Genomic DNA, 24,635 nt, shown 5'->3' with positions numbered 1-24,635 from the left:
ATGGCCGACATCGCCGCCACCGACGCGCCCGCCGCCCCCCTGCCGGGCGAAGCCGACAAGGGCACGCTGCGCCTGCACCGCGCCATCATGATCGGCATCGCGATCCTGCTCGTGATCGCGCCCTTCGTGGCCTATCCGGTCTTCGTCATGAAGGTGCTCTGCTTCGCGCTGTTCGCGCTCGCCTTCAACCTGCTGCTCGGCTATGGCGGCCTGCTCTCCTTCGGCCACGCCGCCTATTTCGGCATGGCGAGCTATGTCTGCGCCTATACCGCCAAGAACTGGGGCCTGACGCCGGAGCTGGCGATCCTGCTCGGCACGGCCGTCTCCGGCGGGCTCGGCCTCGTCTTCGGTGCGCTCGCGATCCGGCGACAGGGCATCTATTTCGCCATGATCACGCTGGCGCTGGCGCAGATGGTGTTCTTCTTCTCGCTGCAGACGCCGCGCTTCACCGGCGGCGAGGACGGGATCCAGGCGGTGCCGCGCGGGCATCTGTTCGGGATGATCAGCCTCGCCGACGACCGGACGCTGTACTGGCTCGTCGCGGCGATCTTCATGGCGGGGCTGCTCGCGATCTACCGCATCATCCACTCGCCCTTCGGCCAGGTCTGCAAGGCGATCCGAGACAACGAGCCGCGCGCGATCTCGCTCGGCTATCGCGCCAACCAGTACAAGCTCGCCGTCTTCGTGCTCTCGGCCAGCCTGGCGGGGCTCGCCGGCGCGACCAAGGCGATCGTCTTTCAGCTCGCCTCGCTCACCGACGTGCACTGGTCGATGTCGGGCGAGGTGGTGCTGATGACGCTGGTCGGCGGGCTCGGCACCGTCTTCGGGCCGATCGCGGGCGCGCTCGTCATCGTCTCGATGCAGAACTATCTCGCCTCGCTCGGTGCCTGGGTGACGGTGGTGCAGGGCGTGATCTTCGTGATCTGCGTGATGACCTTCCGCGAAGGCATCGTCGGCGTGATCTCGAAATGGATCCGGAAGCCGCTTTAGGTTTTTTGCTCCCGCAACAGACGCCGTCATCCTGGGCGAGCGAAGCTCGGCCGGGATCCATCATGAGGCGCCGCCGAACCCTATGATGGATCCCGGGCTTCGCGGCTTCGCCGCTCGCCCAGGATGACCATGAGGTTCCGGGGAAGAAGCCCCCCCTACTTCACCAGCTTGAGCACCTCGCGGAAGCGGGGATGCCCAGCGCTCCGCAGCCATTCGAAGATCACCATCTCGGTCGTGACGATCTCGGCGCCGTGGCGGGCGAGGCGGGCGAGCGCGGCATCCTTCGACTCCGGGCGCCGCGAGCCGGTCGCGTCCTGGACCAGCGTGACGCGGCGGCGATGGGCGAGCAGGGAGAGCGCCGTCTGTCCGACGCAGACATGCGCCTCGCAGCCGCAGAGCACGATCTGCCCGTCGCCCTCTAGCGCCTCCAGAAAGGCGCCCTCGGCACAGGCGTCGAAGCTCATCTTGGCGATGACGGGGCCTGCGCCCGCCAACTCAGGCACCGTGCCGCCGAGCCCCGCCGGGTTCTGCTCGGTCATCAGCACGGGCACGCCGAGCAGGCCGGCCGCGGCGACCAGCTTCTGCGCATGGGCGACGAGGGCCGCCCCCTCATGGATCGCCGGCATCAGCCGCGCCTGGAAATCGATGATGACGAGCGTGGAGTCGCTGGCGCTGAGCAGGGGCATCGGCCTCGTCCGGTTGGAGCGATCATAGCGGGCCTCCGCCGCACCGAAAGCCCCGGCCGGCTCACGCCGCGGGGTTTTTGGGTCTTGAAGCGGATCCGAGGGGATGCGCTGGACGATGGTGGCGTCGCAGTCGACGGCTGCGTGCCGATGTCGATGTCGAATGTCGTGTCGAGGCAGCGTCAACAGCCACCACCTCGCCCCGCGCACGGTTGTCTGATGGTCCCGGCGTCGTGTTTTAAGTCCGGCAAAGGACGGGGCCTGCCTGTTCGGCCCGAACGACGACGGTCCCTCCATGGCGTCGAGCCCGCGACGGCCCTCCCCCATGAACACCGCCTCTCCCCGGCCACACGACGCCTCGCGAAGCCCCCTCGGTCGGGGAGAGCGAGGGGAGAATAGGCATGGGTCTGGGAAGCGGGGATAAGATGCGGACGCTATCCCCGAGCCACTCGAAAAAGCGCCGTCATCCTGGGCTTCGCGCAGCGAAGACCGGGATCCATCATCGAGCGCCGGCCCCCTCCGATGGATCCCTGGCCGACCTTTCGGTCGTCCCAGGATGACGGTTGGCGTGGGCAGGCAGAGACTCGCCTAACCCGCCGTATTGCCGGGAAGCGGGATCTCTTCCTCGATCTCGTGATGGCCCACGGCGCGTTCGAGGCCGTCGGGGCCGCGGACGCGGTACTGCTCTTCCTTGTTGTCACGCGGCGGCATCAGCCGCGTGATCTCGAAGGGGCCGGGCCGGACCTGGTTGTGGAAGCCGGCGGTGAGCTGGACCAGATCGCCGGTCTTGTAGGGAGGGCGTGCCATGATCTCAGGCCTTTCCGCCGATGTCGGCGACGGTGAGCCGGTGATAGCTGCCCTTGTGGCGGCCATAGGCTGCTGCGGCCGCGCTCAGGATGGCGTCGCGATGGCTGTCGAAGGTCGCCAGCATCTGGGCCTCGCCCGGCTCGGCGCCGAGCCGGCGCAGCGCGTCGATCTCGATCTGGAAGGCGATCTCGAGCGAGGCGTCGGAGCCCCAGAAGCTGACGCAGGAGCGGCCGGCATCGAAGCTGCGGACCGGATTGGGAAAGTTCAGCGACATGATGACCTCTGTTCTGCGCTGCGGCTCAGGACGCCAGGAAGGCGGCCTGGGAGACCGGAACCGAAGCGTGGACCGGGATCGAGACCGGCCGGCGCGACGGGATGGACGGGGCCAGAGCGGGCGCGAGATCATCGGCGCTGAGGTGGTCGTCCAGAACATCGAGGATCGTCTCATCGACGGATGCGTCGAATTTGCGGGCGAAGAGGCAGGCGCTCGCCAGAAGCTCCGGCGCGTCGGAGGCGAGATAGGTGCGCGGGCGCAGCTTGATGTCGCCGTCCGGGACCCAGTCGATCATGCGCAGATCGTCGCTGACGATCTCGCCATGCTCGGCGGTGTTCATCATCACCGTCTGGAAGAAGCCCTCATCGGCGATGAAGGTGTTGCGGTAGAACGCCTTGTAGCGCTCGGCCTCGCGATCGTGGCAGACGAACTCGCAGAAGCGGCGGCTGACGATCATCCACTGATTGCCGATATAGGGCGAGACGCCGGCCATGAAGCTGCGCGGGAACGGCGTCCGGACGATGCGCTTCTCGAATTCGACGACATAGCGGCTCACGCGCTTCATCGTCTCGGGCCGCGCCGTGCGCTGGTCGAGAACCTTGATGAACTCCTTGCCGCGGTTGCGCTTCAGGAACGTGGCGATCTCGTCCTGGCTCTTGAGCGGGTAGTCCTGGCCGCTGAGATTGACGAAGAACTCCCAGTCCGCGCCCATTTCCAGCAGCTGCGCCATGCCGCGCAGTTCGGCATCGACGAGGCTGTAACCGCCCCAGCGGGCGTGATGGCTCGCAAGGATGGCGCTGTTGGGAAAACCGCGCAGAAACCGCCGAATATCGGCTTCGAGTTCGGGCCCCGAATTCTTGTCGACATGGATCAAATAATGATTGGCGGGATCGTAGATCGACTTGAACATGCGCTTGAACTGCGCGGGATACCGGTGAACCAGAACCAGATAAGCGATCAACGTGAGTGTCCTTGCAGTGGGAACGAACAGGATCAGATCAATAGCCGCATGACGGCCCGCGCCTCGGCCACGCTCCGGCAACCGATGCGCGACAGCGCTCCTCGCCTCCCGGCGAAGCGCGGCCGAATATCGTCTTGTCTCGAGGCTGGCCCTGGCGATTGGCAGCGACCGCAAAGGCGGCTTCTCGCGTAGACCGTGAATCCGACATGGGGAAGCCGACCTGAGATTGTAAGGTCGCAGCGAAAATAAGACCGGTGCGGTCCCGCTTCGGTGTCATGCCGCTGATGCCCTTCGGCGCTCCGCCAGGAGAGGCGCCATGCCGCCGTGCATGGCCGCCAGACCGGCTCCGCTCGCCCCGCCTCTGGTGCATGGCCGGGCCGCCACCTAGACTGGCGCCCTCCTCAGATGCACGGGCAGGCACGACACTTCATGGATCAGCGGGTCGACCCCCCGGCGCATCAGGCGGCGGCCGCGCAGGCGCCGATGCGGCATGAGGACATCCGCCGCATCCTCTTCGGCATCATGCTCGCCATGTTCCTGGCAGCGCTCGACCAGACCATCGTCGCCACCGCGATGCCGACGATCGGGCGCGAGCTCGGCGACGTCACGCATCTGCCCTGGGTGGTGACGGCCTATCTCCTGGCCTCGACCGCGGTGACGCCGCTCTATGGCAAGCTCGCCGACATCCATGGCCGCCGCATCGTGCTGCTCAGCGGCATCGCCGTGTTCATGGCGGGCTCGCTCGCCTGCGCGCTGGCGCCCTCGCTCTGGCTCCTGGTGCTGGCGCGCTTCGTCCAGGGGCTCGGTGGCGGCGGGTTGATCGCGCTGGCGCAGACCATCGTCGCCGACATGGTCTCGCCCAAGGAGCGCGGGCGCTACCAGGTCTATATCGCCTCCGTCTTCATGGCGTCCTCGCTGCTCGGCCCCGTGCTGGGCGGCGTCATCGCGGAGCGGCTGCACTGGTCGGTGATCTTCTGGATCAACCTGCCGCTCGGCGCGGCTGCCTATCTGATGACGAGTTCGGCGCTGAAGCGCCTGCCGCGGCATGAGCGGCCGCACAGGCTCGATCTGCTCGGCGCGGTGCTGATCACCAGCGCGACGATGACGCTGCTGCTCGCGCTCTCCTGGGGCGGCACGCATTACCCCTGGGCGTCGGCGCCGATCGGCGGGCTCGTGGCGCTGTCGCTGCTGCTCTGGCTCGCCTTCGCCTGGCGGCTGCGCACCGCGCAGGAGCCGCTGATCCCGCTCGACATCCTCGCCAATCCGGTGGTGCGGATGGGCACGGTCGCGGCCGGCTTCGGCATGGGCACCTTCATCGGCCTGACGATCTACCTGCCGATCTATTTCGAGAGCGTGATGGGTCTGAGTGCCGCCTCCTCGGGGCTCGGCCTGCTGCCGCTGACGGTGGGCACGGTCATGGGCGCGACGCTGTCGGGGCGGGCGATGACGCGGCTGACGAATTACAAGCGCGTACCGGTGATCGGTCTCAGCGTCGCGCTGGCCGGGGTGGCGCTGCTGGCCTGGCAGGCCGGGCGCATGCCGCTCGTGCCCTTCTGCGCGCTGCTGGCGCTGATCAGCGTCGGGCTCGGCACGATGCTGCCGGTCGCGACCGTTTCGATCCAGAACGCGGTGCTGCCGCACCAGCTCGGCACCGCGACGGGGGCGGCGAATTTCTTCCGCCAGATCGGCGGGGCGCTGATCGTGGCGATCTTCGGGGCCATCGTGCTCGGCGGCATCGGCAGCGCCGGGCCGGGCCTGTCTCATGAATCGATCCGGCTCGACGGCGTCGATCGCGAGACGATGGTGCGGCTGTTCCAGTATGTCTTCGGGGCAACCTGCCTCGGCTTCGCCTGCGCGCTGGGCTTCCTGCTGCGGATGGAGGAACTGCCGCTGCGCAGCGGCGCGGCCCAGGCGGCCAAGGCGCCCGCGGTCGATTGATCGAGATCGCGCCGGGCCCGCCGCTTTCGGCTGGCCTCGCCACAGACCCGTCAAGAAGCGCGGTCTAGTCTGCGATCCCACCCGCGGCAGGAGAGCCCCATGTCCGATCTCGTCGTCATCGTCTACCCGACCGAAGCCCGCGCCGAGGAGATGCGGCAGAAGCTGTTCGGCCTGCAGAAGGAGTATCTGATCGAGATCGGCGACGCGGCCATCGCGGTCATGCAGGAGGGCGGCAAGGTGAAGCTGAACCAGCTGCTCAACACCACGGCGATGGGCGCGGCGTCGGGCTCCTTCTGGGGCCTGCTGATCGGCGCGATCTTCCTGATGCCGCTGGCGGGCGCGGCGCTGGGCGCCGCCTCCGGCGCGCTCGGCGGCGCGCTGACCGATTACGGCATCAACGACGCCTTCATGAAGGATTTGGCCTCGAGCCTGCAGCCGGGAAATGCCGCCCTCTTCGTGCTCGTCCAGCGCGTCACCGGCGACAAGGTGCTGGAGGCGATCAAGGGCACCGGCGGCACCGTGCTGAAGACCTCGCTCGACCACAGCCGCGAGCAGGCGCTGCGCGACGCGCTGGCGGGGGTGAGTGCGGCGGCGCCGGCGGCGGGCGCTTCGACGCCGGTGGGGTGATGGGACCCCGTCATTGCGAGCGTAGCGAAGCAATCCAGACTGAAGCGCGCGGCTGCTCTGGATTGCTTCGTCGGCTTTGCCTCCTCGCAATGACGAGGAGGCTGTTGATCAATCCCGCAGCAGTTCGTTGATGCCGGTCTTCGAGCGGGTCTGGGCGTCGACCGTCTTGACGATGACGGCGCAGGAGAGCGAGGGGCCCGGCGTGCCGTCCGGGAAGGGCTTGCCCGGCAGCGAACCCGGCACCAAGACCGAATAGGGCGGCACCTTGCCGATATGGACCTGGCCGGTGGCGCGGTCGACGATCTTGGTCGAGGCCGAGATGAAGACGCCCATCGAGAGCACCGAGCCCTCGCCGACGATGACGCCCTCGACGACCTCGGAGCGGGCGCCGATGAAGCAGTTGTCCTCGATGATCGTCGGGTTGGCCTGCAGCGGCTCGAGCACGCCGCCGATGCCGACGCCGCCCGAAAGATGCACGTTCTTGCCGATCTGGGCGCATGAGCCAACCGTAGCCCAGGTGTCGACCATGGTGCCTGAGTCGACATAGGCGCCGATGTTCACGAAGGACGGCATCAGCACGACGTTGGGCGCCAGGAACGAGCCCTTGCGCGCGGCGGCCGGCGGCACGACGCGGAAGCCCGCGGCGCGGAAGCGGTTTTCGCCCCAGCCGGCGAATTTGGAGGGCACCTTGTCCCAGAACACGGCGTCGCCCGGGCCGTTGGCGATGATCATGTTGTCGGTCAGGCGGAAGGAGAGCAGCACCGCCTTCTTCAGCCACTGATGCACGACCCAATCGGCGCCAACCTTCTCGGCGACGCGGGCCTGGCCGGCGTCCAGCATCTCGATCGCCTGCTCGACCGCCTCGCGCACCGCGCCTTTCGTGTTGAGGCCGATCTCGGCCCGGGCTTCCCAGGCGGCGTCGATGGTGGCGGCGAGATCGGTCAGATTGGTCATGGCTCGGCTCTCTCGTCGTGGTCGGCCCTGTGCCGACCATCCACGTCTCGCGACGTGGACAAGGTGAAGACGTGGATGCTCGGGACAAGCCCGAGCATGACGGGGCGAGCGATGGCGGATGAGCGGCGTGGCGTCAAGGCGGGTCGAGCCGGACGCCGCCCGCCTTCCCGCAGGGCCGGCCCGTTTCGCCGCAGGAACGCAGCCGGGACCGCTGTGTTAAAGAGGGGTCGATGCCGCGAACCGGCCGGAGGTCCCCCTGATGCGCCTGACCCTGTCCCTGATGCTCCTTGTCCTCGCCGCGCCGGCCCTGGCGCAATCGCGCCCCTCGACGCCGGAGCGCAGCTGCGCCGTCAACCGCCAGAGCGTCGCGGCGAGCGGCGCGATCGTGCTCGGCACCGGCGGCTTCACCTATGACCGCTTCGTCAACGATCCCCGCTTCTGCCAGCATGGCGAGTTCCTCGAGCCGGCCTTCGTGCCGAGCCGCGACAATCCGCAATGCTTCATCGGCTATCGCTGCAAGGTCGACCTGCCCTGGGATTGAGGACCGGCGCTTTACCTCGCCCGGCCGCGGCGGCAGTGTCGGTCCCGACCCTTCCCCTACGCCGGACCTCCCATGCGCCTCTGGATCAGGAACCCGCTCGGCATCGTCGCCGAGGCCGCCTCGGGCGGCGTCGTGGTCGAGCGGGCGGTCATCGTCGAGCTGGTCGCGGCGGGGGGCGAGCCTTCCGCGCCGGTCGACGAGGTCTTCGACGCCTCCGCGCATGTCGTCCTGCCCGGCCTGATCAACACGCATCATCACTTCTACCAGACGCTGACGCGGGCCCATCCGTCCGCGATCGACCGCGAGCTGTTTCCCTGGCTCACCGCGCTCTATCCGCTCTGGGCGCGACTGACCCCGGACGATCTGCGCCTCGCCGTGCGGGCGGCTCTGGCGGAGCTGCTGCTCTCGGGCTGTACCACGGCGGCCGACCATCACTACCTCTATCCGCCGGGGCTGGAGGACGCCGTGGACATCGCAGTGGAGGAGGCGCGCGCGCTCGGCATCCGCGCCACGATCTCGCGCGGCTCGATGAACCTGTCGCAGAAGGATGGCGGGCTGCCGCCCGACACGGTGGTGCAGGACGAGGACACGATCCTCGCCGACAGCGAGCGCGTGCTCGGGCTGTTCCATGATCCCGCGCCCGGCAGCATGATCCAGATCGCGCTGGCGCCCTGCTCGCCCTTTTCGGTGACGCCGTCGCTGATGGCGAAATCGGCGGAGCTGGCGGCGCGCTTCGATGCCCCGCTCCACACCCATCTCGCCGAGACGAAAGACGAGGACGCCTATTGCCTGCAGGTCTATGGCAAGCGCCCGCTCGACCTGCTGGAGGAAACCGGCTGGCTGCGGCCGAAGACCTGGCTGGCGCATGGCGTGCATTTCTCCAGCGAGGAATGTGACCGGCTGGGCAAGGCCGGGGTCGGCGTCTGCCAATGCCCGACCTCGAACGGCGTGCTCGCCTCCGGCTTCTGCCGCACGCGCGAGCTGGAGGCGGCGGGCGCGCCGCTCGGGCTCGGCGTCGACGGCTCGGCCTCCAATGACGGCTCGAATCTGATGGAGGAGCTGCGGCACGCCCTGCTGGTCAACCGGCTGCGCTATGAGAGCGCCGCCGCGGTGACCGCCCGCGACGTCATCCGCTGGGCGACGCAGGGCTCGGCGCGCTGCCTCGGCCGCTCCGATATCGGCACGATCGCGCCGGGGATGCAGGCCGATCTCGCGCTCTACCGGCTCGACGAGCTGCGCTTCTCCGGCGCGCATGACCCGGTCGCGGCACTGGTTTTGTGCGGCGCGCACCGGGCCGACCGCGTCATGGTCGCCGGGCACTGGCGGGTGGTCGACGGGGCGATCCCCGGCCTCGACCTCGCCGCTCTCAGGCGCGCCCATGGTGCGGCCTCGCGCCGCTACGCCTGAAGCCTTTCGCAATCTCGACTCATTTGCGGCCTTTTCTGGCTGGGGCCATTGGAGCCTGGATCATGCCGACCGAAGGATGCCGGACATGAAGATCGCGCCGCTCGCCGCCCTCGCTCTGGCGCTGACCGCCAGCGGCTGCATGACGCTGGAGGAGCGCCGCGCGCTCGATATGGAGCAGTGTCGCGGCTACGGCTTCCGACAGGGCACGGACGCCTTCGCGCAGTGCATGCAGACGATCGATGTCGAGCGGGCGGCGGCGCGGCGCACCTATGTCTACCAGGATTTCAGCGGCTTCTATGGCGGCTATGGGTTCGGCTACGGCTATCGCCGCTGGTGAGGCTTAGCCGCCCTCGCCCGATGGCGGGACGTAATCGCGCAGCGCTGGCAGCCTTGCCTGCAGGCGGCGCAGGAAATCGAGGAGCTGGGCGCGCTCCTGCGGGCTGAAGCCCTCCAACATCAGCTGCTCGCGGGCGGTGGCCAGCGCGATCAGCCGGTCATGCAGGGCATAGCCGCTGGGGGTGAGTTCGAGGAGCTGGCGGCGGGCGTCGCGGGCATCGGGTCGCTCGGCGACATGGCCGGCCGCGACCAGCGTCGCGGCGCTGCGGCTGACCGCGCCCTTGTCGAGGCCGATGACCTCGCAGATGCGCTGCGCCGCGATGCCGGGCTCGATGGCGAGCTGCGACATCACCCGCCATTCGGTGACGCCGACGCCGAAGCGCTCGAGATAGAGCCGCGAGGAGCTGCGCGACCAGGTGTTGGAGATCGCGGTCAGGAAATAGGGGACGTAGCCGCCGAGATCGAGGACATCCCGCTCGGCGCCCTCCCCGGCGGCTCTGTCGCGTCTGGTCGAAGGCATGGTTCGTTCCGCAATCCCTGGCGCGCATCTCACATGGTGGTGCGGCGCGGGGCAAGCGGTGGTCGGTCCTGAAGGATGGCGACGGTCTCCCTCCCCCCGCTTGCGGTGGGGAGGGCCGGGGTGGGGGGCCGTGACGCTCGGCAAGACGATCAAGGACAGGGCTCCGGCTTTGCGGCCCCCCATCCCTAACCCTTCCCCACCGCAAGCGGGGGGAAGGGGATGCGGCTTGCCCAACCGGCCGTCGCTTCAATCGCAGCGCCGGAGCAGATAGATGTCCATGATCCAGCCATGGCGCTCGCGCGCCGCGGCACGGACCCGCACGATCTCGTCCGAAACCGTGGCGAGCGGGCCGGCGATCAGGATCTCGTCGGGCGTGCCGAGATAAGCGCCCCAGAAGATCTCCAAGCCCTCGGGCGCGATCTTCGCGAAGGCCTGCTCGCCGTCCAGCATGACGACGACGCCGTCCGGCGCCTGCGGCAGGCCTTCCGCCAGCTTGCGGCCGGTGGTGATCAGCACGGGTTCGCCAATGCGGTTGAGCGGGATGCGATGGCGGGCGGCGAGCGCCTGGACGCTGCTGATGCCGGGGATGACCTCCCAGTCCAGCGCCAGGCCGCCCGCGCGGACGCGCTCGACGATGCGCAGGGTGCTGTCATAGAGCGCGGGATCGCCCCAGACGAGCAGCGCCCCGGTCTGCCCCTCCGCCAGTTCCAGCCGGAACAGCGCCGCGTAGGACGCGGCGATGCGGGCGTGCCAGTCGTCGACGACGCCGCGATAATCGTCCCCCGCCTCGGCGCGGCGTGGGGTTTCCATCGTCACACTGCGCCGGGGCTTTTCGATGAAGCGCGCGCAGATCGCCTCGCGCAGATGGCGCAGCGCCGCCTTCTCCTGCCCCTTGTCGGGCAGGAAGATCACATCGGCGCGGTTCAGCGCCGCGATCGCCTGGACCGTCATCTGGTCCGGATCGCCGGCGCCGATGCCGATGATCAGCAACTTGCGCATCCGCCTCATCCTCCGTGCTCGGCCCGGCGCATAGCACGCCGCGTCGCGCGGGGCAGCGTCGGTTCCGTCACAGCGCGCGGACGATCTCCAGACGGGCGCCATGGGCCAGCGCCCGGTCGAGGCAGCGATCGGCCGGTCCGAAGAAGGAGAGCGCGAAGGCGCCCTGCCCGCGCCGGCCGAGCTGGCGCGTCAGCCCCTCGCAGGCCTCGCCGCGCGGCTGCGCCAGCGAGAGCATCTGGCGGCCGAGCCGGAATTGCGCCAGCGCGAAGCCGAGGCCGGGCGCGGCCCCGGTCGCGAGCGGCTCGAGCCCGGTGACCGCGCGATAGCGGGCGACAGACGCGGCGAGATCGCGGACGGCGACCGTGACGCCGGCGATACCGGTCACGCCATTGGCGTGGCGGCGGGCCGCGCCTTCGGGCACGCGCAGCGCGCGCGGCGTGACATCCTCGCAGAGGAAGGGGATGTCGGGTTCGGGCGGGCGGGAGGAGCGCCAGGCGATGCGGGTTCCGTCCGGCTGCAGGCGCTCGCCGTCGATCGGCCCCTCGATCGCGATGCCGGCATCGCGGATTCGGGCGGTGTCCTTGTCGAGGTCGTCCGCCGGCAGCAGGGCGTAATCAACCAGGCCACTGCCCGCCTCGTCCAGCACCCGCCACCAGCGGAAGCCGGGCACGGGACGGGCGAAGGCGATGATTTCGAGATAGGCGCCGTCGGCCAGGACGATCAGCGCGTTGCGCGAGCCGCGCGGATGCTCGCCGCCGGGAAGGACAGTAAAACCCAGCGCCGTGTAGTCGGCGACCGCCTTGTCGAGATCGGTGACGGCGATGACGATGTGGTCGATGCTCTGGCGCATGAGGCTCCCCTGACAAGGCCCGATCCGTCATGGGTCGGCCGGAAAGCCCGCCACGACAAGCCCGGCCGGCGCATCGCGCCACTGTTCCGGGATGGCTTGACGCCCGCATCCCCAAGAAAATCGGCGTGGCGAGCGCTAGGGCGTCGCTGTGGCGAAATCTCGGATTGATACGATTCGTTAAGAGTAGCTAAGTTGAGCGATTGATTCGTGTCGGCGTTCCCCAAGCTCCACAGGCGCACTCTTCGAGGCCACCACTTGACCGCGCTCCCTCTCGCCGACTCGCAGGACTGGCTGGGCACGCCGGCGCGCGTGGCGGCGGCCGGCGGAGTGGCCGACGATGAGGCCGCCTCGGCCCGGCGGCTGGTCGCAGCCCAGCAGAGTTTCCTCGAATTGCGGCTCGAAGCGGCTCTGGGCCGGCTTGCGGCCATGGAGACGCTGATCGAGGCGGAGCGGCTGCATCTGCGGCAGGCGCGGGCGGCGCTCGCCGCCACCGAGCGCGCCCTCGAACAGCAGCGGGACGCGACCGCGCAATCCGACCGCCAGAGGCAGGCGGCGGCCGCCGAGATCGGGCGGCTGAAGGAGGCCCTGCACGAGGCGTCGATCGAGAAGGCCAGACAGGCGAGCCGGATCGCGGCGCTCGATGCCGCCCTTGCCGATCGCCTGGCGGAAATCGCCCGGCTCGACGGGGCCGGCGCCACCGCCGAAAGCGAACTTCGCGCCGCCCGGGCGCAGCATGCCTGGGCCACCGACGCGCTGCAGCGTGAATGCCTTCGGCTCGAAGACACGCTGCAGGGCGAGCGCCGCGACAAGCTGCTGCTCCAGCGCGCGCTGGATCTCGCCCGCGCCAACCGCCGGGCACTGCAGGACCAGCTGCTCGCGGCCTCTTCGCTTCCCTGCACGATCCCATTGCCGCCCGTCCGCGCCGATTTCTCTGCCCCATTCACCCTCGGAGAGGACGGGCCCATGCCGCCTGCCCTTCCGGCTCTCACGGAGCAAAGCCATGCAGCCTGCCGTTAGCGATCTCGCCACCGTCACCACCCTGCGCCAGAGCCTGCCGACCTCGGAACAGTTCCTCAACGCCTCCGACAAGATCGCCGCCTTCCCCGCGGCGGCCGTCGCGCCGGCGGAGCCCGCGCGGCCGGCAACCCCGCCCCAGCCGCAGCGGGACTGGCCCTCCGCGCTCGCCCTGATCGAGGAGACGAGCGAGGCGATCCGGATCAGCAATCTGCGCTACGCCCAGCTCGAGGAGCGGCTGCAGCAGACCATCGCGCAGGCGGCGGTGAACATGCGCGAGCTCGAGGCGCAGATCGCCACCGCCAACGAGATGCTGTGGCGGTCCGAGGAGCGGGCCCGCCAGGCCGAGGCGCGCGCGCTGGAAGCCGAAGGCTGGCTCGCCCGGCTGCACGACGCCGTCACCACCTCCTTCTCGCCGGCCAATCGCGCCCAACCGCGCGAGTGACCGTGAACCCGAACGCGCCCAGCCTCAGCCGCGCCATGCTGCGGTCTCCCGCTGGCCGGGAGACGCCGGAGCGCGGGCCTGCGCCGCCGCCGCGCCCGCTGGCACGCCGCCTGACCGGCCGGCCGCACCCGCAGGACACGCTGGCGCTGGTCGAAGGAGCGGGCGCCGCCTTCGAATCGATGCAGCTGCAATTGCTCGACATTCTGCACAAGGCGCGCGGCTCGCTCGAGGACGCCGAGCGCGAGAAGGTCAAGCTGCAGCAGCAGATCGCGGCGCTCGCGCAGGAGAAGGACGAACTCAGCCAGCGCGCCCAGAAGGCGGAAGCGACACTGAGCCGCGCCAACGAGGTTCTGCAGACGCAACAGGGGGTGCTGGAGAAGGCGCTGCTGCGCGAACGCGAGGCGGTGCAGCGGGCCTATATGCTCGAGCTCAGGCTGCGACAGGCCGGGGGTGTGCCGCGGGCCGGCTGACGGCCGCGTTCGCGCCAAAGAAGTTGTTTGCAACTCGCAGGGACAGCCACTGCGATGTTGCCTTGCGGCCCGGCCCGTCCTCTGCTGGCGTAGCGCCTTGAACTGCAGCCCGGAAAGCGCCATCGCCGGGCCTTTTGAAGGCGGCGTGCCCTGCGTCGAGAAGGGCAAGGTGGGTGGGGTGGCTTCGATGATCGGTGCAAGTCTGAGGCGTCTCATCGGGGGGCGGAGCGAGGCGCAGGAGCCGCCGCCGGCTCCCGCCTTCCCCGTGCCCGAGACCGCCGCCAACGAGCCGGGCGATCCGATCGCGCCCCTCGCACCGCCGCCGCCGAAGCCCGGCAGCTCGCATGAGGTCGGCCAACTGATGACCGCCATCAGCGAGCAGTCCAACGAACTCCAGGCCGAATTCGCCAAGATCTCGAACTGGTCGGTCCAGCTCGACCTGCTGATGACGCGCACCGCGACGATGCAGCAGATCCTGCCCAAGTTCATCCAGACCTCGCAGGATCAGGCCGCGCAGATCGAGGAGCTGAGCAGCGTCTGCACCCGCCAGGAGCGCGAGATCGCCGGGCTGCAGAGCGAGATCGGCCATTATCGGCCGCTGGCGATGCGCTACGAGGAGGAGCTGCATCGCAGCCGCGCCGCGCTCGACCACAACCAGGCGGCACTCGCCGCGCTGGAAGCCGAGCACGCCAAGCTGCAGAGCGAGGTGAACGCGCTGATGCAGCGGCTCTCGCGGGCTGATTCGCGCATCCAGCGCCTCTCCGAGGAGCGCCAGGTCGTCGACCAGAAGCTGCTCGAGAAATCCGCCGCGGCGCAGAACCTGGCGCGCGAGGTGGCGATGCTGCGCTCCGACCTCGTCGCCGCCACCGGCGAGAACAGCCGCCTGCAGCGGGACATCGCGGCGCTGGCGGAGAAGATGAGCGGCGAGCGCGAGGCCGCCAATGAGGCCGCCGGCCAGGCGCAGACGCGCATCGCCACGGCGCTGCAGACGATCAAGGAGCTGGAGGCCCAGGCCGCGGCGGCCGCCGAGCGCGAACGCCGGCTGGTCGAGGATCTCGGCCAGCGCGACAAGACCGTCTACGATCTCGAGATCAAGCTCTCGGCCCTGCAGTCCAAAGCCGATTTCCTGACCGGGGTGAACCAGCAGCTGCGCGCCGATCTGCGCCACCACATCGACCATGTCGGCACGCTGGAGCACTCCAACCGCCAGCTGATCGAGGCGATGTCGCGCCACCGGCTCGCCACCGGCGCCGAGGAGGCCGAGGACGGCGAGCCGCCGGCCCGCCGCGCCGCGGGCGAGTAGCCCGTTCCGCCCCGGCCGGTCAGGCCGCCGCGAAGGCCCGCGCGATGACGGCCTGCGCCTCCTCCTGGATGCGGGCGAGATGGCCGGCGTCGCGGAAGCTCTCAGCGTAGATCTTGTAGACCTCCTCCGTGCCCGAGGGGCGGGCGCAGAACCAGCCCTCGCCCGTGACGACCTTGACGCCGCCGATCGCCGCGCCATTGCCCGGCGCCGCGTTGAGGACGGCGGTGATGGGTTCGCCGGCGAGCGTGTCGGTGCCGAGCTGGGCCTGCGACAGGTTCTTCAGCACCGCCTTCTGCTCGCGTGTCGCGGGCGCGTCGGTGCGGGCATAGAGCGGCTCGCCCAGATCCTTCGTGATCGCGGCATAGCGCTCGCCGGGGTCGGAGCCCGTCTTCGCGGTGATCTCCGCGGCGAGCAGGCCGAGGATCAGCCCGTCCTTATCCGTGCTCCAGCTCGTGCCGTCGAGGCGCAGGAAGGAGGCGCCGGCGCTCTCCTCGCCGCCGAAGCCGAAGCTGCCGTCGGAGAGGCCCTCGACGAACCATTTGAAGCCGACCGGCACCTCGACCAGACGCCGGCCGAGCCGCGCCGCGACGCGGTCGATGACGGCGCTGCTGACGATGGTCTTGCCGATGGCGGCGTCCGCCCGCCAGCCGGCGCGGTTGCGGAAGAGATAGTCGATCGCCACCGCGAGATAATGGTTCGGGTTCATCAGCCCGCCGCTGCGGCTGACGATGCCGTGGCGGTCGGCGTCGGTGTCGTTGGCGAAGGCGACGTCGAAGCGGTCCTTCATCGCAATCAGCCCGGTCATCGCATAGGGCGAAGAGCAGTCCATACGGATCTTGCCGTCCCAATCCGCCGGCATGAAGGCGAAGGTCGGGTCGAGCGTCTGGTCCACGATGGTCGCGTTCAGGCGGTAGCGCTCGATGATCGGGGCGTAATAGTCGAGGCCCGCCCCGCCGAGCGGATCGATGCCGATGGCGACGCCGGCGCTGCGGATCGCCTCCATGTCGAGGACACTGCCGAGCTCGGCGACATAGGCCTCGCGGAAGCCATGGCGGCGGACATGGTCGGAGGCGAGCGCCCGCGCATAGGGGATGCGCGAGACGCCATCGAGCCCGGCCTCGATCAGCGCATTGGCCTTGCGCTCGATCCAGCCGGTGGCGTCGGTGTCGGCCGGGCCGCCATGGGGCGGGTTGTACTTGAAGCCGCCATCGGCCGGCGGGTTGTGCGAGGGCGAGATCACCACGCCGTCGGCCAGACCGGTCTTGCGCCCGCGGTTATGGCCGATGATGGCGTGCGAGATCACCGGCGTCGGCGTGAAGCGCAGATCCTCATCGACCAGCGTGGTCACGCCATTGGCGGCGAAGACCTCCAGCGCGGTCTCGAAGGCCGGGCGCGACAGGGCATGGGTGTCGATGCCGAGGAAGAGCGGGCCGTCGATGCCCTGCTCCCGCCGATAGAGGCAGATCGCCTGGGAGATGGCGAGGATATGGGCCTCGTTGAAGGAGCGCAGCAGCGAGGAGCCGCGATGGCCCGAGGTGCCGAAGGCGACGCGCTGGGCCGGATCGGCCGGATTGGGCCGCTCGAAATAGGCCTGGCCGAGCCGGGCGAGATCGACCAGAAGGCTGGGGTCGAGCGGCTTGCCCGCGAGCGGGCTGATCGTGGACGACATCGGGATTCCTCAGCGAAGGGTCTGCGCCGGTTCTAGGACGAGCGGTCTTAGGACGCGAGAGTGAAGCATCCGTTCCCGGCCGGGCAAAGTTGGGGCAGCCGCGAGCGCCCGTCGCCCGCGCGGCGCGGGCCGCTTGATCGGGATCAATGCGGCGGCGGCGGCGTTTGACGATCACAGCCCTGCAGGTCCCCGGGGGCTCCGGTCCCGGGGCAACGGGCCAGACCCAGCCGAGGATTCGTCAATGCAACTCCCCCATGGTGCCGTGATCGCCGTCGTCGACGGCCAGCAGTTCGCGCTCTTCCGCAACAGCGGCAACGAGGCCGAGCCGGCGCTGGCCGCCCTGCCCTCGCCCCATCTCGACGAGCACAACAGGGCCGGCGGCGGCGGGCGCGATTCCAGCTCCGCCAACCCGACCGGGCACCAGATCGACGAGGACGCCCATGCGGCGGCGGCGACCGCCTGGCTCAACCATCAGGTCACCGGGCACAAGATCAGCCATCTCGTCGTGATCGCCTCGCCGCGAACGCTCGGCGAGATGCGGCGCCATTACCACAAGCAGCTCGAGGCCGCGCTGGTCGCCGAACTGCCCAAGAACCTGATCGGCAAGAGCGGGCCGGAGCTTCTCGGCGCGCTGCGCGGGCATTAGCCCTCGCGGGCGGTCCCACTCCCTCGGAAACAGGCCGTCATTCCGGGGCGGGCCGTCAGGCCCGAGCCCGGAACCCATGAACACCACGGCAGATTATGGGGGAACCCCGTTGCCCTTGGGCCGCTCCGGTGTTCATGGATTCCGGGCTCTTCGCTGCGCGAAGCCCCGGAATGACCGGCTGGTTGCAACACAACGCGACCCTCTTCAGTCGCGGGTCAGCCCCGCCCCCTGCATCGCCGCCTCGACCTCGTCGCGGCCGATGCGACCCTGTGCATCGAGCCGCGCCGCGATCGCCGCATGGGCGGCGCGCACCGCCGGCCGATAGAGGATCGCGGTCGCGGCCCTTTCGCAGCGGGCCCGCAGCGGCTCCGCCTGCTCCGGCTGCAGCAAGGCGAGAAAGGGCTGCATCTGGGCGAGGTCGTCGGCATGGGATTCGATCGCGCCCGGATACCATTTCAATCCCGCCGGCTCGTTCCAGTAGAGCATCTCGCCGCAATGGCCGGCGGCGAGGATGGTGATCTCGATCTCGGCGCGCTTTCGGTCCTGCGCGCTCCTGGCATCGAAGCCCCGGCGATAGGGCTCGAAACAGGTCTCGCCGGAGACGCCCTGCGGCGGGCGCAGCCAGGCATGGGTGATGGCGCGGCCATGATGCCAGCCGACGACGATGTGCCCCGCCTCGTGGGCGGCGCAGGCGGCGCGGCGGATCGCGGGGGGAATGGCGGCGAGCTTCGGCATCCTGGCCGGTGGCGGCGCCTCAGAGCCGCGCGTGGCCGGCCGGGGTGATCGTGACCGTGCCGTTCGGCCCGTCCTCGAACCAGCCCAGCGCCTTGCCGTGCTCATAGCTCGCCATCACCGCCTTGGTGTCCCATCCATTCATCGCCGCGATCGAGAGCAGATTGCCGGCGGCGAGCCATTCGCCGGGCTCGGTCTCGAAATGGGCGAAGACGTCGAGCGCCAGCCGGGCCGTTTCCGCATCGCTCGCCGCCATCGCATCGCTCTCCCGCGCGTCTCCGTGACAGGATGTCCGCGCCGCGGCGCGCAGGCAAGCCTGCAAGGGGACGTGGCGCGACGTCGTGGCGGGCGCCGGCCGGGCAGCGCCCGTGCTAGGCTGCCGCGGAGCGAAGCGCTGCCGGCCGGCGGGCGCGCCCCTCCGATGCGGACCAGGTCATGGGAACGTTCAAGATGCTGGCGCTCGGGGGGCTTGGGCTCGTCGCCGCGCTGGCGGCGGTCGCGATCGGGATCTGGATCTATGTGATGAGCACGATCGAGCAGCCGACATACGTGTCGGTCCGGCAGGACGGGGCCATCGAGATCCGCGACTATCCGGCGCTGCGCGTGGCGGAGGTGACGCGGCAGGGCGACCGGCAGACGGCGGTGCGCGCCGGCTTCGCGCCGCTCGCGGCCTATATCTTCGCGAAGAACCGGCCCGGCGACAGCATCAGCATGACCGCCCCGGTGACGCAGACGCCGGCGCAACCCGCGGCGCAGAGCTGGCTGGTGCGCTTCGTGATGCCGTCGAAATACACGCTCGAGACCTTGCCGAAGGCGGCGGGCGAGGATGTGCGCCTGCTGGAGCTGCCGGCGGCGCGGCGCGCCGCGATCCGCTTCTCCGGCGTCGCCACCGACGCGCTGATCGCGGAGAAGGAGGCGGAGCTGCGGGCCTGGCTGGCGAAAGCGGGGATCGCGATCCGGGGCGAGGCGACCTATGCCTATTACAACGACCCCTGGACGCCCGGCCCGCTGCGGCGCAACGAGGTGCTGTTCGAGGTCGAGGGGCCGTAGGGCCAGAACAGCCAGAACGGTCCTCCTCGCAGGCAGACGCACAGACAGCATGGCCTCACGGCCGTTGGACGGGCCGCGGTCACCCGGGCGACGCGCCAGGGGGCTCCCGCTCGCGGTTGGGGTCCGCGCCCGACACGACCAGCCGGCGCAGTTCATCGGCGACGACGTCGTAGACCAGACGGATGCGGCGACTGGTCTGCAGCTCTCGATGTGTCACCAGCCAGAGCGGCACCGGGACGCGCGACAGCTCCGGCAAGAGCTTTCTCAGCCCCGGCATGCGCGCCGCCGCGATGTCGAGGACGACGCCGACGCCGATCCCCCGATGGGTCATCTCCCAGAGCGCCGACGCGCTGTTCGACACCACGGAGCACTGCTCCGGCCCGAGCCGGATCCCCTGGAGCTCCATGTGGCCGACGAACTGCTCGACCGGGTCGAAGGCCAGGACTGTCGCGCCGACCAGATCGGCGGCCGCCCGCGGCAAGCCGTGACGCGCGATCCACGCGTCTGAGGCATAAAGATGCGCGGCCAGTTCCCCGATCAGACGGCCGATCAGTTCCGGCTCCGTGGGGCGGACATGGCGGATGGCGATGTCGGCCTCGCGTCGCCTGAGATCGCTGAGCGCATCGGTCGCGATGACCACGACGGTAACCTGGGGCACCTCCTCGCGCAGGCGCTCGACGATGCCGGGCATGACATGCGTCGCGACCGCATCCGTGACCGACAGGCGGACGAGGCCCGCCAGCTCGGATGCCTGGCCCGCGGCGCCAAGTGCGAGCGCCTCCGCCGCGGCAGCCATCTGGCGGGCGTGCTCCAGCATGCCGGCCCCTCCAGCCGTCAGGATCAGCCTTTTCCCGACCCGCTCGAACAGGGTGACGGCGAGCTGTTCCTCAAGGGCGGCCACCTGCCGCGACAAGGTCGGCTGGCTCAGACCGAGTTGGCGCGACGCCGCGGACAAGGACCCCGCTTCGGCCGTGGCTCGAAAGGCCCGCACCCAGTTCCAATCGATGCCATCCATGCATGTATGAATATCGCATCTCTGAAATCGGTGAAATCCAAATATTGCAGCCTGTGCGATGAGAGGGGCTGATGGAGCCTGGCATGCCAACCCGACGAGAGCCTGAAGACGATCCCGATGCCGCGTTCTGGAACCGGGCGGCGCGGGCCTATTCACGAAGCGCGATCAAGGATCCCGCCGGCTATGAGCGCACCCTGTCCTCGACGCTGGATCTGCTGAGCGCCGGGGATCGGGTTCTGGAGCTAGGCTGCGGAACCGGCGAGACAGCGCTGCGGCTGGCGCCTTCGATCGGCCACATCACCGGGACGGACGTCTCGCACGAGATGATCGCCATCGCCGAGGCGCGCAAGGCCGCGGCCGCCTGCCCGAACGCGACGTTCACTGTCGCGAACGGGTGCGACCCGCCCAGGCCGGACGCGTCTTTCGACGCGGTGCTGGCCTTCAATCTCCTGCACCTGATCGCGGACCGGCCACGCCTGCTGGAGTCCGTCGCGCGGGCCCTGAAGCCGGGCGGGCTGTTCATCACCAAGACACCCTGCCTGTCCGAGATGAATGCGGTCATCCGCCTCGCCATCCCCCTGATGCAGTATATCGGCAAGGCACCGTCGCTGTCGTTCTTCACGGCCGATGAACTGACCCGCGAAGTCACCGCCGGCGGCTTCTCGATCATCGATCGCACGCGCCATGGATCGGGCCGGACGGATTTCCGCGTGTTCCTGGCCGCACGAAAGCCGGGCCCGTGAGCGCCACCCGCCCCGCGGCCCCGGCGGCCTCGCCATGGCTCCGACAGGCCGTCGGCCCGCTCGAGCGACATGTCCTGTCGCATCCCGTTCATCACACCGAGGAGGACCAACCCCGATGAAGACCATGCTGTCGGTGACGACCCTGATGCTGTGCTTGGGCGCCACGCCCATCCTGGCCCAGAGCTGCGAAGGGAATTTCCGCGTCGAGGGCACGCCGATGCTCACCGCGCTGAATTTCCGAACCTCGCAGATCTTCGCCGGCGTCAACCGGGACCGGGCCCTCGACAATCTGCGCAGCGCGATGCTCGCCGAGGGCTTCATCCGCGTCGGCGTCGACCGCTCCGCTGGGGCACTGACGGCCTTTCAGGAGACCTCCGGGTCTGGCCGCCCCCAGACCCTTCGCGTGTCGGCACGCAAGACGGGCAACGGCACGCGGGTGGACGCGGTCTTCATGATCCAGGCCGGCCAACTGGCCGATGCCGCAACCATTCGCGGCTATCTCTGCAGGGTCGTCTCGGCGGCGCGCGGCTGAGGCTTTCCATCCCGAGCGCCGCGCGACCGTCCAGGCCACGAGCGCGGCGCGCCTCGGGCAGCCCCCGCCCCGTCGCAATTCCCTCGTTGCCCCGCGCCGCGCGATCGGCTATCCACCATGCACGGATTGCGCCCGTAGCTCAGCTGGATAGAGCGTTGCCCTCCGAAGGCAAAGGTCACACGTTCGAATCGTGTCGGGCGCGCCATTTCAGAACAGAACTGCGAACGCCGTTCGCCGCCGATTCTACGCTTGAAGCTGCGACGAGGCTTTGCAGAAGGTCCGATTGCGATCCCATGATGCGAACTTCGTCATCTGCGACCTCGATTCGCTGGGCGAACGCGCGCAGGTGATCCCGCCGATAGCCACCCCCTTCCATCCGCAGGCTTTCGCGCGCAGCGACAGACAGTGTGCCGATCATGGTGGGAGTAATCCCGTTGCTGCCCGAGCCATCAAGGGTCGCTTGGGTGCGTTCGGCATCTGCGGTGGCTTGGTTTCTGATCGCTTTCAGGTTTGCGATCCGCTCTTTTAATCCAGCATCATCCAGGGCAGCCACACCCGCTTCGATCGCGTCATAGAGCCGGTTGAGTCGCTGGTCGGTTTCCGTGATTCGTCGGTTCAGTTCTGCGAGATGTTCGCGGCGTCGCTCGATTCGCTCCTGACGGCGGTCGAGTAGGTTGGATAGAATGGTCGCCAGCCGTTCCGGCTGAAGCAGCCGCTTTTCAAGATGGTCCGCGACGAGATCATCGAGCTTGTCCATCGGGATCGAGCGACCTTCGCACCCTGTCTTGCCCTGCCGCGCCTTCGTCGAGCAGGTGTAATAGCGATACATGCCGCCGGCGCTGCCTTTGCCAGTGCGCAGCGTCATCGCACCGCCGCACTTCGCACAGAAGCAGATGCCAGTGAGAAGCGTCGGGCCGCTGCTGACGCGCGCGGGCACTACCATGGGATTGCGGGATTTTAAGCGCGCCTGCACCGCATCAAACGTATCGCGCTCGATCAGCGGCGGCACCGCCATGATTGCGATCTCGTTCTCGGGCTTCTTCTCGCGATTTTTGTGCGAGCGCGTGTTGAACCTGTGCTCGCCGATATAGGTCGTGCGGGTCAGAATTGCATGGATTTGTGCGAGGCCCCAGCGCCCGCCGTCGCGGGTGAAGATACGGCTCTCGTTGAGGTAGGTTGCGATAGCCTTGACGCCCATCGGCCCCTTCGCGCCGTCTCCTTCGAGGAAAAGACGATAGATTAGCCGCACCGTATCGGCGTGCAGCGGATCGATCTCCAGCTTCTTCTTGGTCTTGGAACCGCGCTGCTCGGCCGCAACGATGCGATAGCCGATCGGCGGTAGCGCACCATTCCAAAAGCCCTGTCGCGCATTCTCGTTCATGGCACGCAAGACATGCTTGGCATTTTCCTTCGACTGGTATTCGTCGAAGAGGGCCATGATCTGCCGCATCATGACGTGCATGGGGTCGTCGCCCATCTCCTGCGTGATGGAGACAAGCTTGACGCCATTCTTCGCGAGCTTGCGGACGTAGAACTCCAGCTCGAAATGATCGCGGAAGAAACGCGAGAAACTATGGACCACGACGACATCGAAGGGCGCGGGTTTGGTGGTGCCCGCCTCGATCATGCGCTGGAACTCCGGGCGACGATCATTGGTTGCGGTCGCGCCGGCTTCGACGAAGGTCTCGACGAGTTGGTAGCCGCGCGTTGCGCAATAGGCTTCGCCCTGTTTGCGCTGGTCGGGAATGGAGATGTCGTGCTCGGCCTGCCGAGCGGTCGAGACGCGAAGGTAGAGAGCGGCGCGCTGGGCGATGGAGGGCGATTGCATATTCATGGTTGGCCTCCCTTCGCTTCGCGTCGTTCGAGTAATGGCAATTCCAGCGCCACGCAGTCGCACAGCACCTTCGGCACCATCTTCAAACCTTCGCCGCGTTCCATGCGGACAAGGCCATAGGTCGCCATGGTCTTGAGCGTGCGGGACAGACTGGATTTGGCGCGCCCGGTGATGCGCGCCAGCTCGTCCAGCGAGCGCGGCGACTGTTGGTCTATGACACGCAGCAGCTCCCGATTGCCGCTGGACAGCACCTGCGCGAAGGATTCCGTCGAGGTGAACCACACCTTCGGATCGTCGGACGCGGGCTTTTCCTCGCCGCGCGCGATCCGCATCGTCCTGGCCTTCATCTCGTCATAGTCGGCAATCCCGACTTTCAGGGTGGTCATAGTACGCCTCGCTCCTTCAAAACCGCGTCCACCGCCTGCCAGAAGTCGGCCAGCAGCATGGCCGCATTCTCGTAGGCGTAGGGCTTCACGGTCTGAAGGCGATGACGATGATCCATCGGCTCGCCGCGTTTACCTCGGCCGACCGGATGGGCATTGTCGAACCCGACCAGCCGTTCGCCCGAAGGCCCGTGAAGCGTGAGCGAGTAATCAAGGCCGTGCGGCTTTTCCGGTGAAACCGGAATACGGGTGACGACAAACTTCACCCAATGACCGCCCTCGTGATCGACGACGAGAACTTGACCGTGAAGGTCCAGCAGCGTGTCGAGGCTCGGGTCACGATCCTCGCTCATGCCCCATAGTTAACATCAGATGTTAACTCCTGCAAGGCTTTTGTCCGCGGCGGTGGATCGGTCGGGCAGAATAGGCGGTCGAGCAATTCCCCGAAATAGCGCTCGAAGACATCGACTTCGGCTTCTGTCACAGGGATGCGATCCGACCAGTCGTCAACGACAAGCAGTTTCTGGTCATCGCTATCATCGCGGCCAGAGGCGCGAGGTGCTCGGCCGCGTCGTGGATCGTCATGGACGTAATCGTAGAGATTGTCGGGAAGGATCATCGGCGCCGGAATGCGAGGCCGTCTTTTACGAGGACTTTTCGGAGAGGCGCCCATGACATCCCCTCTCGTCATCGCCCGCTGGCGCGCCGCGCCTTCGCAAAGCCCCGATCCGTTGCAATGAACCGCTCCAGCATGGGCACGATCAGGCGGACGGGATCGGCGGCAGGTTGCCCGGCCTCACGGCCGAGGATTTCGGCATAGGCGATCAGGTCACGATGGAGGCTGACGGGCAGCTCCACCGCGACCTTCACGGGCTTGTCGTCGGCGATCGGGCCGAGCTTCAGCCTCGCCAT

At 68.6% G+C, this 24,635-nt stretch carries 31 protein-coding genes and 1 tRNA gene; 15 read left to right on the top strand and 17 right to left on the bottom strand.

Annotated elements, in window-relative coordinates:
* Entirely contained in the window at positions 1-990 is a 990-nt protein-coding gene (locus tag ACFPN9_RS23290) for a branched-chain amino acid ABC transporter permease (RefSeq protein ID WP_068074894.1), read from the top strand.
* Positions 991-1,145: 155 nt separating this feature from the next.
* Here ACFPN9_RS23290 and ACFPN9_RS23285 read toward each other — a convergent pair whose 3' ends face one another.
* The 4 genes from ACFPN9_RS23285 to ACFPN9_RS23270 all read right to left on the bottom strand — a co-directional run bounded on the left by ACFPN9_RS23285 (position 1,146) and on the right by ACFPN9_RS23270 (position 3,715).
* Positions 1,146-1,676 (bottom strand): hydrolase, encoded by a 531-nt coding sequence (locus ACFPN9_RS23285; RefSeq protein ID WP_067254799.1) that lies wholly within the window; start codon positions 1,674-1,676, stop codon positions 1,146-1,148.
* A 585-nt stretch (positions 1,677-2,261) separates the two neighbouring features.
* Positions 2,262-2,480, bottom strand: a complete 219-nt coding sequence (locus ACFPN9_RS23280) for a hypothetical protein (RefSeq protein WP_066734049.1) — start codon at positions 2,478-2,480, stop codon at positions 2,262-2,264.
* A 4-nt stretch (positions 2,481-2,484) separates the two neighbouring features.
* Entirely contained in the window at positions 2,485-2,754 is a 270-nt protein-coding gene (locus ACFPN9_RS23275) for a DUF1488 family protein (RefSeq protein ID WP_066734052.1), read from the bottom strand.
* 25 nt (positions 2,755-2,779) lie between these two features.
* Positions 2,780-3,715 carry a beta-1,6-N-acetylglucosaminyltransferase gene (locus ACFPN9_RS23270; RefSeq protein ID WP_066734054.1) on the bottom strand — a complete coding sequence of 312 codons (936 nt, stop codon included), beginning with the start codon at positions 3,713-3,715 and terminating at the stop codon, positions 2,780-2,782.
* A gap of 429 nt (positions 3,716-4,144) precedes the next feature.
* Between ACFPN9_RS23270 and ACFPN9_RS23265 the strand changes: the two genes are divergently transcribed.
* Positions 4,145-5,653 (top strand): MDR family MFS transporter, encoded by a 1,509-nt coding sequence (locus ACFPN9_RS23265; protein WP_066734057.1) that lies wholly within the window; start codon positions 4,145-4,147, stop codon positions 5,651-5,653.
* Between the two features lie 99 nt (positions 5,654-5,752).
* Complete coding sequence (locus tag ACFPN9_RS23260) at positions 5,753-6,280, top strand: DUF1269 domain-containing protein (RefSeq protein WP_066734061.1); 528 nt, start codon at positions 5,753-5,755, stop codon at positions 6,278-6,280.
* 108 nt (positions 6,281-6,388) lie between these two features.
* On the opposite strand, the gene dapD is transcribed toward ACFPN9_RS23260, so the two are convergent.
* On the bottom strand, positions 6,389-7,234 hold the full coding sequence (dapD, locus tag ACFPN9_RS23255; protein ID WP_377817704.1) for a 2,3,4,5-tetrahydropyridine-2,6-dicarboxylate N-succinyltransferase: 846 nt from the start codon (positions 7,232-7,234) through the stop codon (positions 6,389-6,391).
* A 259-nt stretch (positions 7,235-7,493) separates the two neighbouring features.
* Between dapD and ACFPN9_RS23250 the strand changes: the two genes are divergently transcribed.
* From ACFPN9_RS23250 to ACFPN9_RS23240, 3 genes are all read left to right on the top strand, one after another.
* The gene (locus ACFPN9_RS23250) at positions 7,494-7,775 is read left to right on the top strand and encodes a hypothetical protein (RefSeq protein WP_066734067.1); all 282 of its coding nucleotides are present in this window, start codon (positions 7,494-7,496) and stop codon (positions 7,773-7,775) included.
* A gap of 72 nt (positions 7,776-7,847) precedes the next feature.
* Complete coding sequence (locus ACFPN9_RS23245) at positions 7,848-9,182, top strand: 8-oxoguanine deaminase (RefSeq protein ID WP_066734070.1); 1,335 nt, start codon at positions 7,848-7,850, stop codon at positions 9,180-9,182.
* A gap of 85 nt (positions 9,183-9,267) precedes the next feature.
* On the top strand, positions 9,268-9,519 hold the full coding sequence (locus ACFPN9_RS23240) for a hypothetical protein (RefSeq protein ID WP_066734073.1): 252 nt from the start codon (positions 9,268-9,270) through the stop codon (positions 9,517-9,519).
* A 3-nt stretch (positions 9,520-9,522) separates the two neighbouring features.
* Here ACFPN9_RS23240 and ACFPN9_RS23235 read toward each other — a convergent pair whose 3' ends face one another.
* The 3 genes from ACFPN9_RS23235 to ACFPN9_RS23225 form a co-directional block, all read right to left on the bottom strand.
* Entirely contained in the window at positions 9,523-10,038 is a 516-nt protein-coding gene (locus ACFPN9_RS23235) for a MarR family winged helix-turn-helix transcriptional regulator (RefSeq protein ID WP_066734075.1), read from the bottom strand.
* A gap of 246 nt (positions 10,039-10,284) precedes the next feature.
* Positions 10,285-11,037, bottom strand: a complete 753-nt coding sequence (gene cobF / locus ACFPN9_RS23230) for a precorrin-6A synthase (deacetylating) (protein ID WP_377817703.1) — start codon at positions 11,035-11,037, stop codon at positions 10,285-10,287.
* 67 nt (positions 11,038-11,104) lie between these two features.
* On the bottom strand, positions 11,105-11,887 hold the full coding sequence (locus tag ACFPN9_RS23225; RefSeq protein ID WP_066734078.1) for a VOC family protein: 783 nt from the start codon (positions 11,885-11,887) through the stop codon (positions 11,105-11,107).
* Between the two features lie 255 nt (positions 11,888-12,142).
* Here ACFPN9_RS23225 and ACFPN9_RS23220 point away from each other — a divergent pair, with 255 nt between their 5' ends.
* The 4 genes from ACFPN9_RS23220 (at position 12,143) to ACFPN9_RS23205 (ending at position 15,119) form a co-directional block, all read left to right on the top strand.
* The gene (locus tag ACFPN9_RS23220; RefSeq protein ID WP_066717978.1) at positions 12,143-12,904 is read left to right on the top strand and encodes a hypothetical protein; all 762 of its coding nucleotides are present in this window, start codon (positions 12,143-12,145) and stop codon (positions 12,902-12,904) included.
* Entirely contained in the window at positions 12,888-13,346 is a 459-nt protein-coding gene (locus ACFPN9_RS23215) for a hypothetical protein (RefSeq protein WP_066717975.1), read from the top strand. The genes ACFPN9_RS23220 and ACFPN9_RS23215 overlap by 17 nt, the downstream gene beginning before the upstream one ends.
* 2 nt (positions 13,347-13,348) lie before the next feature.
* Positions 13,349-13,816, top strand: a complete 468-nt coding sequence (locus ACFPN9_RS23210) for a hypothetical protein (protein WP_067254326.1) — start codon at positions 13,349-13,351, stop codon at positions 13,814-13,816.
* A 97-nt stretch (positions 13,817-13,913) separates the two neighbouring features.
* Positions 13,914-15,119, top strand: coding sequence for a coiled-coil domain-containing protein (locus ACFPN9_RS23205; RefSeq protein WP_377817702.1), 1,206 nt, complete (start codon positions 13,914-13,916; stop codon positions 15,117-15,119).
* A 19-nt stretch (positions 15,120-15,138) separates the two neighbouring features.
* Here the strand turns inward: ACFPN9_RS23205 and pgm are convergent, their stop codons facing one another.
* Positions 15,139-16,788 (bottom strand): phosphoglucomutase (alpha-D-glucose-1,6-bisphosphate-dependent), encoded by a 1,650-nt coding sequence (gene pgm / locus ACFPN9_RS23200; RefSeq protein ID WP_377817701.1) that lies wholly within the window; start codon positions 16,786-16,788, stop codon positions 15,139-15,141.
* A 241-nt stretch (positions 16,789-17,029) separates the two neighbouring features.
* On the opposite strand from pgm, the gene ACFPN9_RS23195 reads away from it, so the two are divergent.
* On the top strand, positions 17,030-17,434 hold the full coding sequence (locus ACFPN9_RS23195; RefSeq protein ID WP_066717957.1) for a baeRF12 domain-containing protein: 405 nt from the start codon (positions 17,030-17,032) through the stop codon (positions 17,432-17,434).
* Positions 17,435-17,638: 204 nt separating this feature from the next.
* Here ACFPN9_RS23195 and ACFPN9_RS23190 read toward each other — a convergent pair whose 3' ends face one another.
* Positions 17,639-18,169 (bottom strand): hypothetical protein, encoded by a 531-nt coding sequence (locus ACFPN9_RS23190; protein ID WP_066717945.1) that lies wholly within the window; start codon positions 18,167-18,169, stop codon positions 17,639-17,641.
* 19 nt (positions 18,170-18,188) lie between these two features.
* Positions 18,189-18,422, bottom strand: a complete 234-nt coding sequence (locus ACFPN9_RS23185; RefSeq protein ID WP_066717942.1) for a hypothetical protein — start codon at positions 18,420-18,422, stop codon at positions 18,189-18,191.
* Positions 18,423-18,601: 179 nt separating this feature from the next.
* On the opposite strand from ACFPN9_RS23185, the gene ACFPN9_RS23180 reads away from it, so the two are divergent.
* Positions 18,602-19,216 carry an SOUL family heme-binding protein gene (locus ACFPN9_RS23180; protein WP_066717939.1) on the top strand — a complete coding sequence of 205 codons (615 nt, stop codon included), beginning with the start codon at positions 18,602-18,604 and terminating at the stop codon, positions 19,214-19,216.
* A 79-nt stretch (positions 19,217-19,295) separates the two neighbouring features.
* Here the strand turns inward: ACFPN9_RS23180 and ACFPN9_RS23175 are convergent, their stop codons facing one another.
* Positions 19,296-20,231: a LysR family transcriptional regulator gene (locus ACFPN9_RS23175; protein WP_066717936.1), complete on the bottom strand. Its 936-nt coding sequence runs from the start codon at positions 20,229-20,231 to the stop codon at positions 19,296-19,298.
* A gap of 83 nt (positions 20,232-20,314) precedes the next feature.
* Between ACFPN9_RS23175 and ACFPN9_RS23170 the strand changes: the two genes are divergently transcribed.
* The 3 genes from ACFPN9_RS23170 to ACFPN9_RS23160 all read left to right on the top strand — a co-directional run bounded on the left by ACFPN9_RS23170 (position 20,315) and on the right by ACFPN9_RS23160 (position 21,711).
* Entirely contained in the window at positions 20,315-20,974 is a 660-nt protein-coding gene (locus ACFPN9_RS23170; protein WP_066717984.1) for a class I SAM-dependent methyltransferase, read from the top strand.
* A gap of 115 nt (positions 20,975-21,089) precedes the next feature.
* On the top strand, positions 21,090-21,506 hold the full coding sequence (locus ACFPN9_RS23165; RefSeq protein ID WP_197426539.1) for a hypothetical protein: 417 nt from the start codon (positions 21,090-21,092) through the stop codon (positions 21,504-21,506).
* Positions 21,507-21,634: 128 nt separating this feature from the next.
* A tRNA-Arg gene (locus tag ACFPN9_RS23160) sits at positions 21,635-21,711 on the top strand.
* Here ACFPN9_RS23160 and ACFPN9_RS23155 read toward each other — a convergent pair.
* The 5 genes from ACFPN9_RS23155 to ACFPN9_RS23135 are packed head-to-tail and all read right to left on the bottom strand — an operon-like array spanning position 21,682 to position 24,635.
* Positions 21,682-23,340 (bottom strand): recombinase family protein, encoded by a 1,659-nt coding sequence (locus ACFPN9_RS23155; RefSeq protein WP_377817700.1) that lies wholly within the window; start codon positions 23,338-23,340, stop codon positions 21,682-21,684. The genes ACFPN9_RS23160 and ACFPN9_RS23155 overlap by 30 nt on opposite strands.
* Positions 23,337-23,726, bottom strand: a complete 390-nt coding sequence (locus ACFPN9_RS23150; RefSeq protein ID WP_377817699.1) for an HVO_A0114 family putative DNA-binding protein — start codon at positions 23,724-23,726, stop codon at positions 23,337-23,339. Before ACFPN9_RS23150 ends, ACFPN9_RS23155 begins: the two co-directional genes overlap by 4 nt.
* Positions 23,723-24,076 carry a toxin-antitoxin system TumE family protein gene (locus ACFPN9_RS23145; RefSeq protein WP_377817698.1) on the bottom strand — a complete coding sequence of 118 codons (354 nt, stop codon included), beginning with the start codon at positions 24,074-24,076 and terminating at the stop codon, positions 23,723-23,725. The genes ACFPN9_RS23150 and ACFPN9_RS23145 overlap by 4 nt, the downstream gene beginning before the upstream one ends.
* Positions 24,073-24,396 (bottom strand): hypothetical protein, encoded by a 324-nt coding sequence (locus ACFPN9_RS23140; protein ID WP_377817697.1) that lies wholly within the window; start codon positions 24,394-24,396, stop codon positions 24,073-24,075. The genes ACFPN9_RS23145 and ACFPN9_RS23140 overlap by 4 nt, the downstream gene beginning before the upstream one ends.
* 14 nt (positions 24,397-24,410) lie before the next feature.
* A complete protein-coding gene (locus tag ACFPN9_RS23135; protein ID WP_377817696.1) occupies positions 24,411-24,635 on the bottom strand; it encodes a DUF2274 domain-containing protein in 225 nt (74 codons plus the stop codon).

This window comes from Allobosea massiliensis, assembly GCF_042655245.1.
In the GTDB taxonomy this organism is placed as follows: Bacteria; Pseudomonadota; Alphaproteobacteria; order Rhizobiales; family Beijerinckiaceae; genus Allobosea; species Allobosea massiliensis.
The sequence above is the reverse complement of the archived record's forward strand: the minus strand, read 5'-3'. Positions and strand labels throughout refer to the sequence as shown.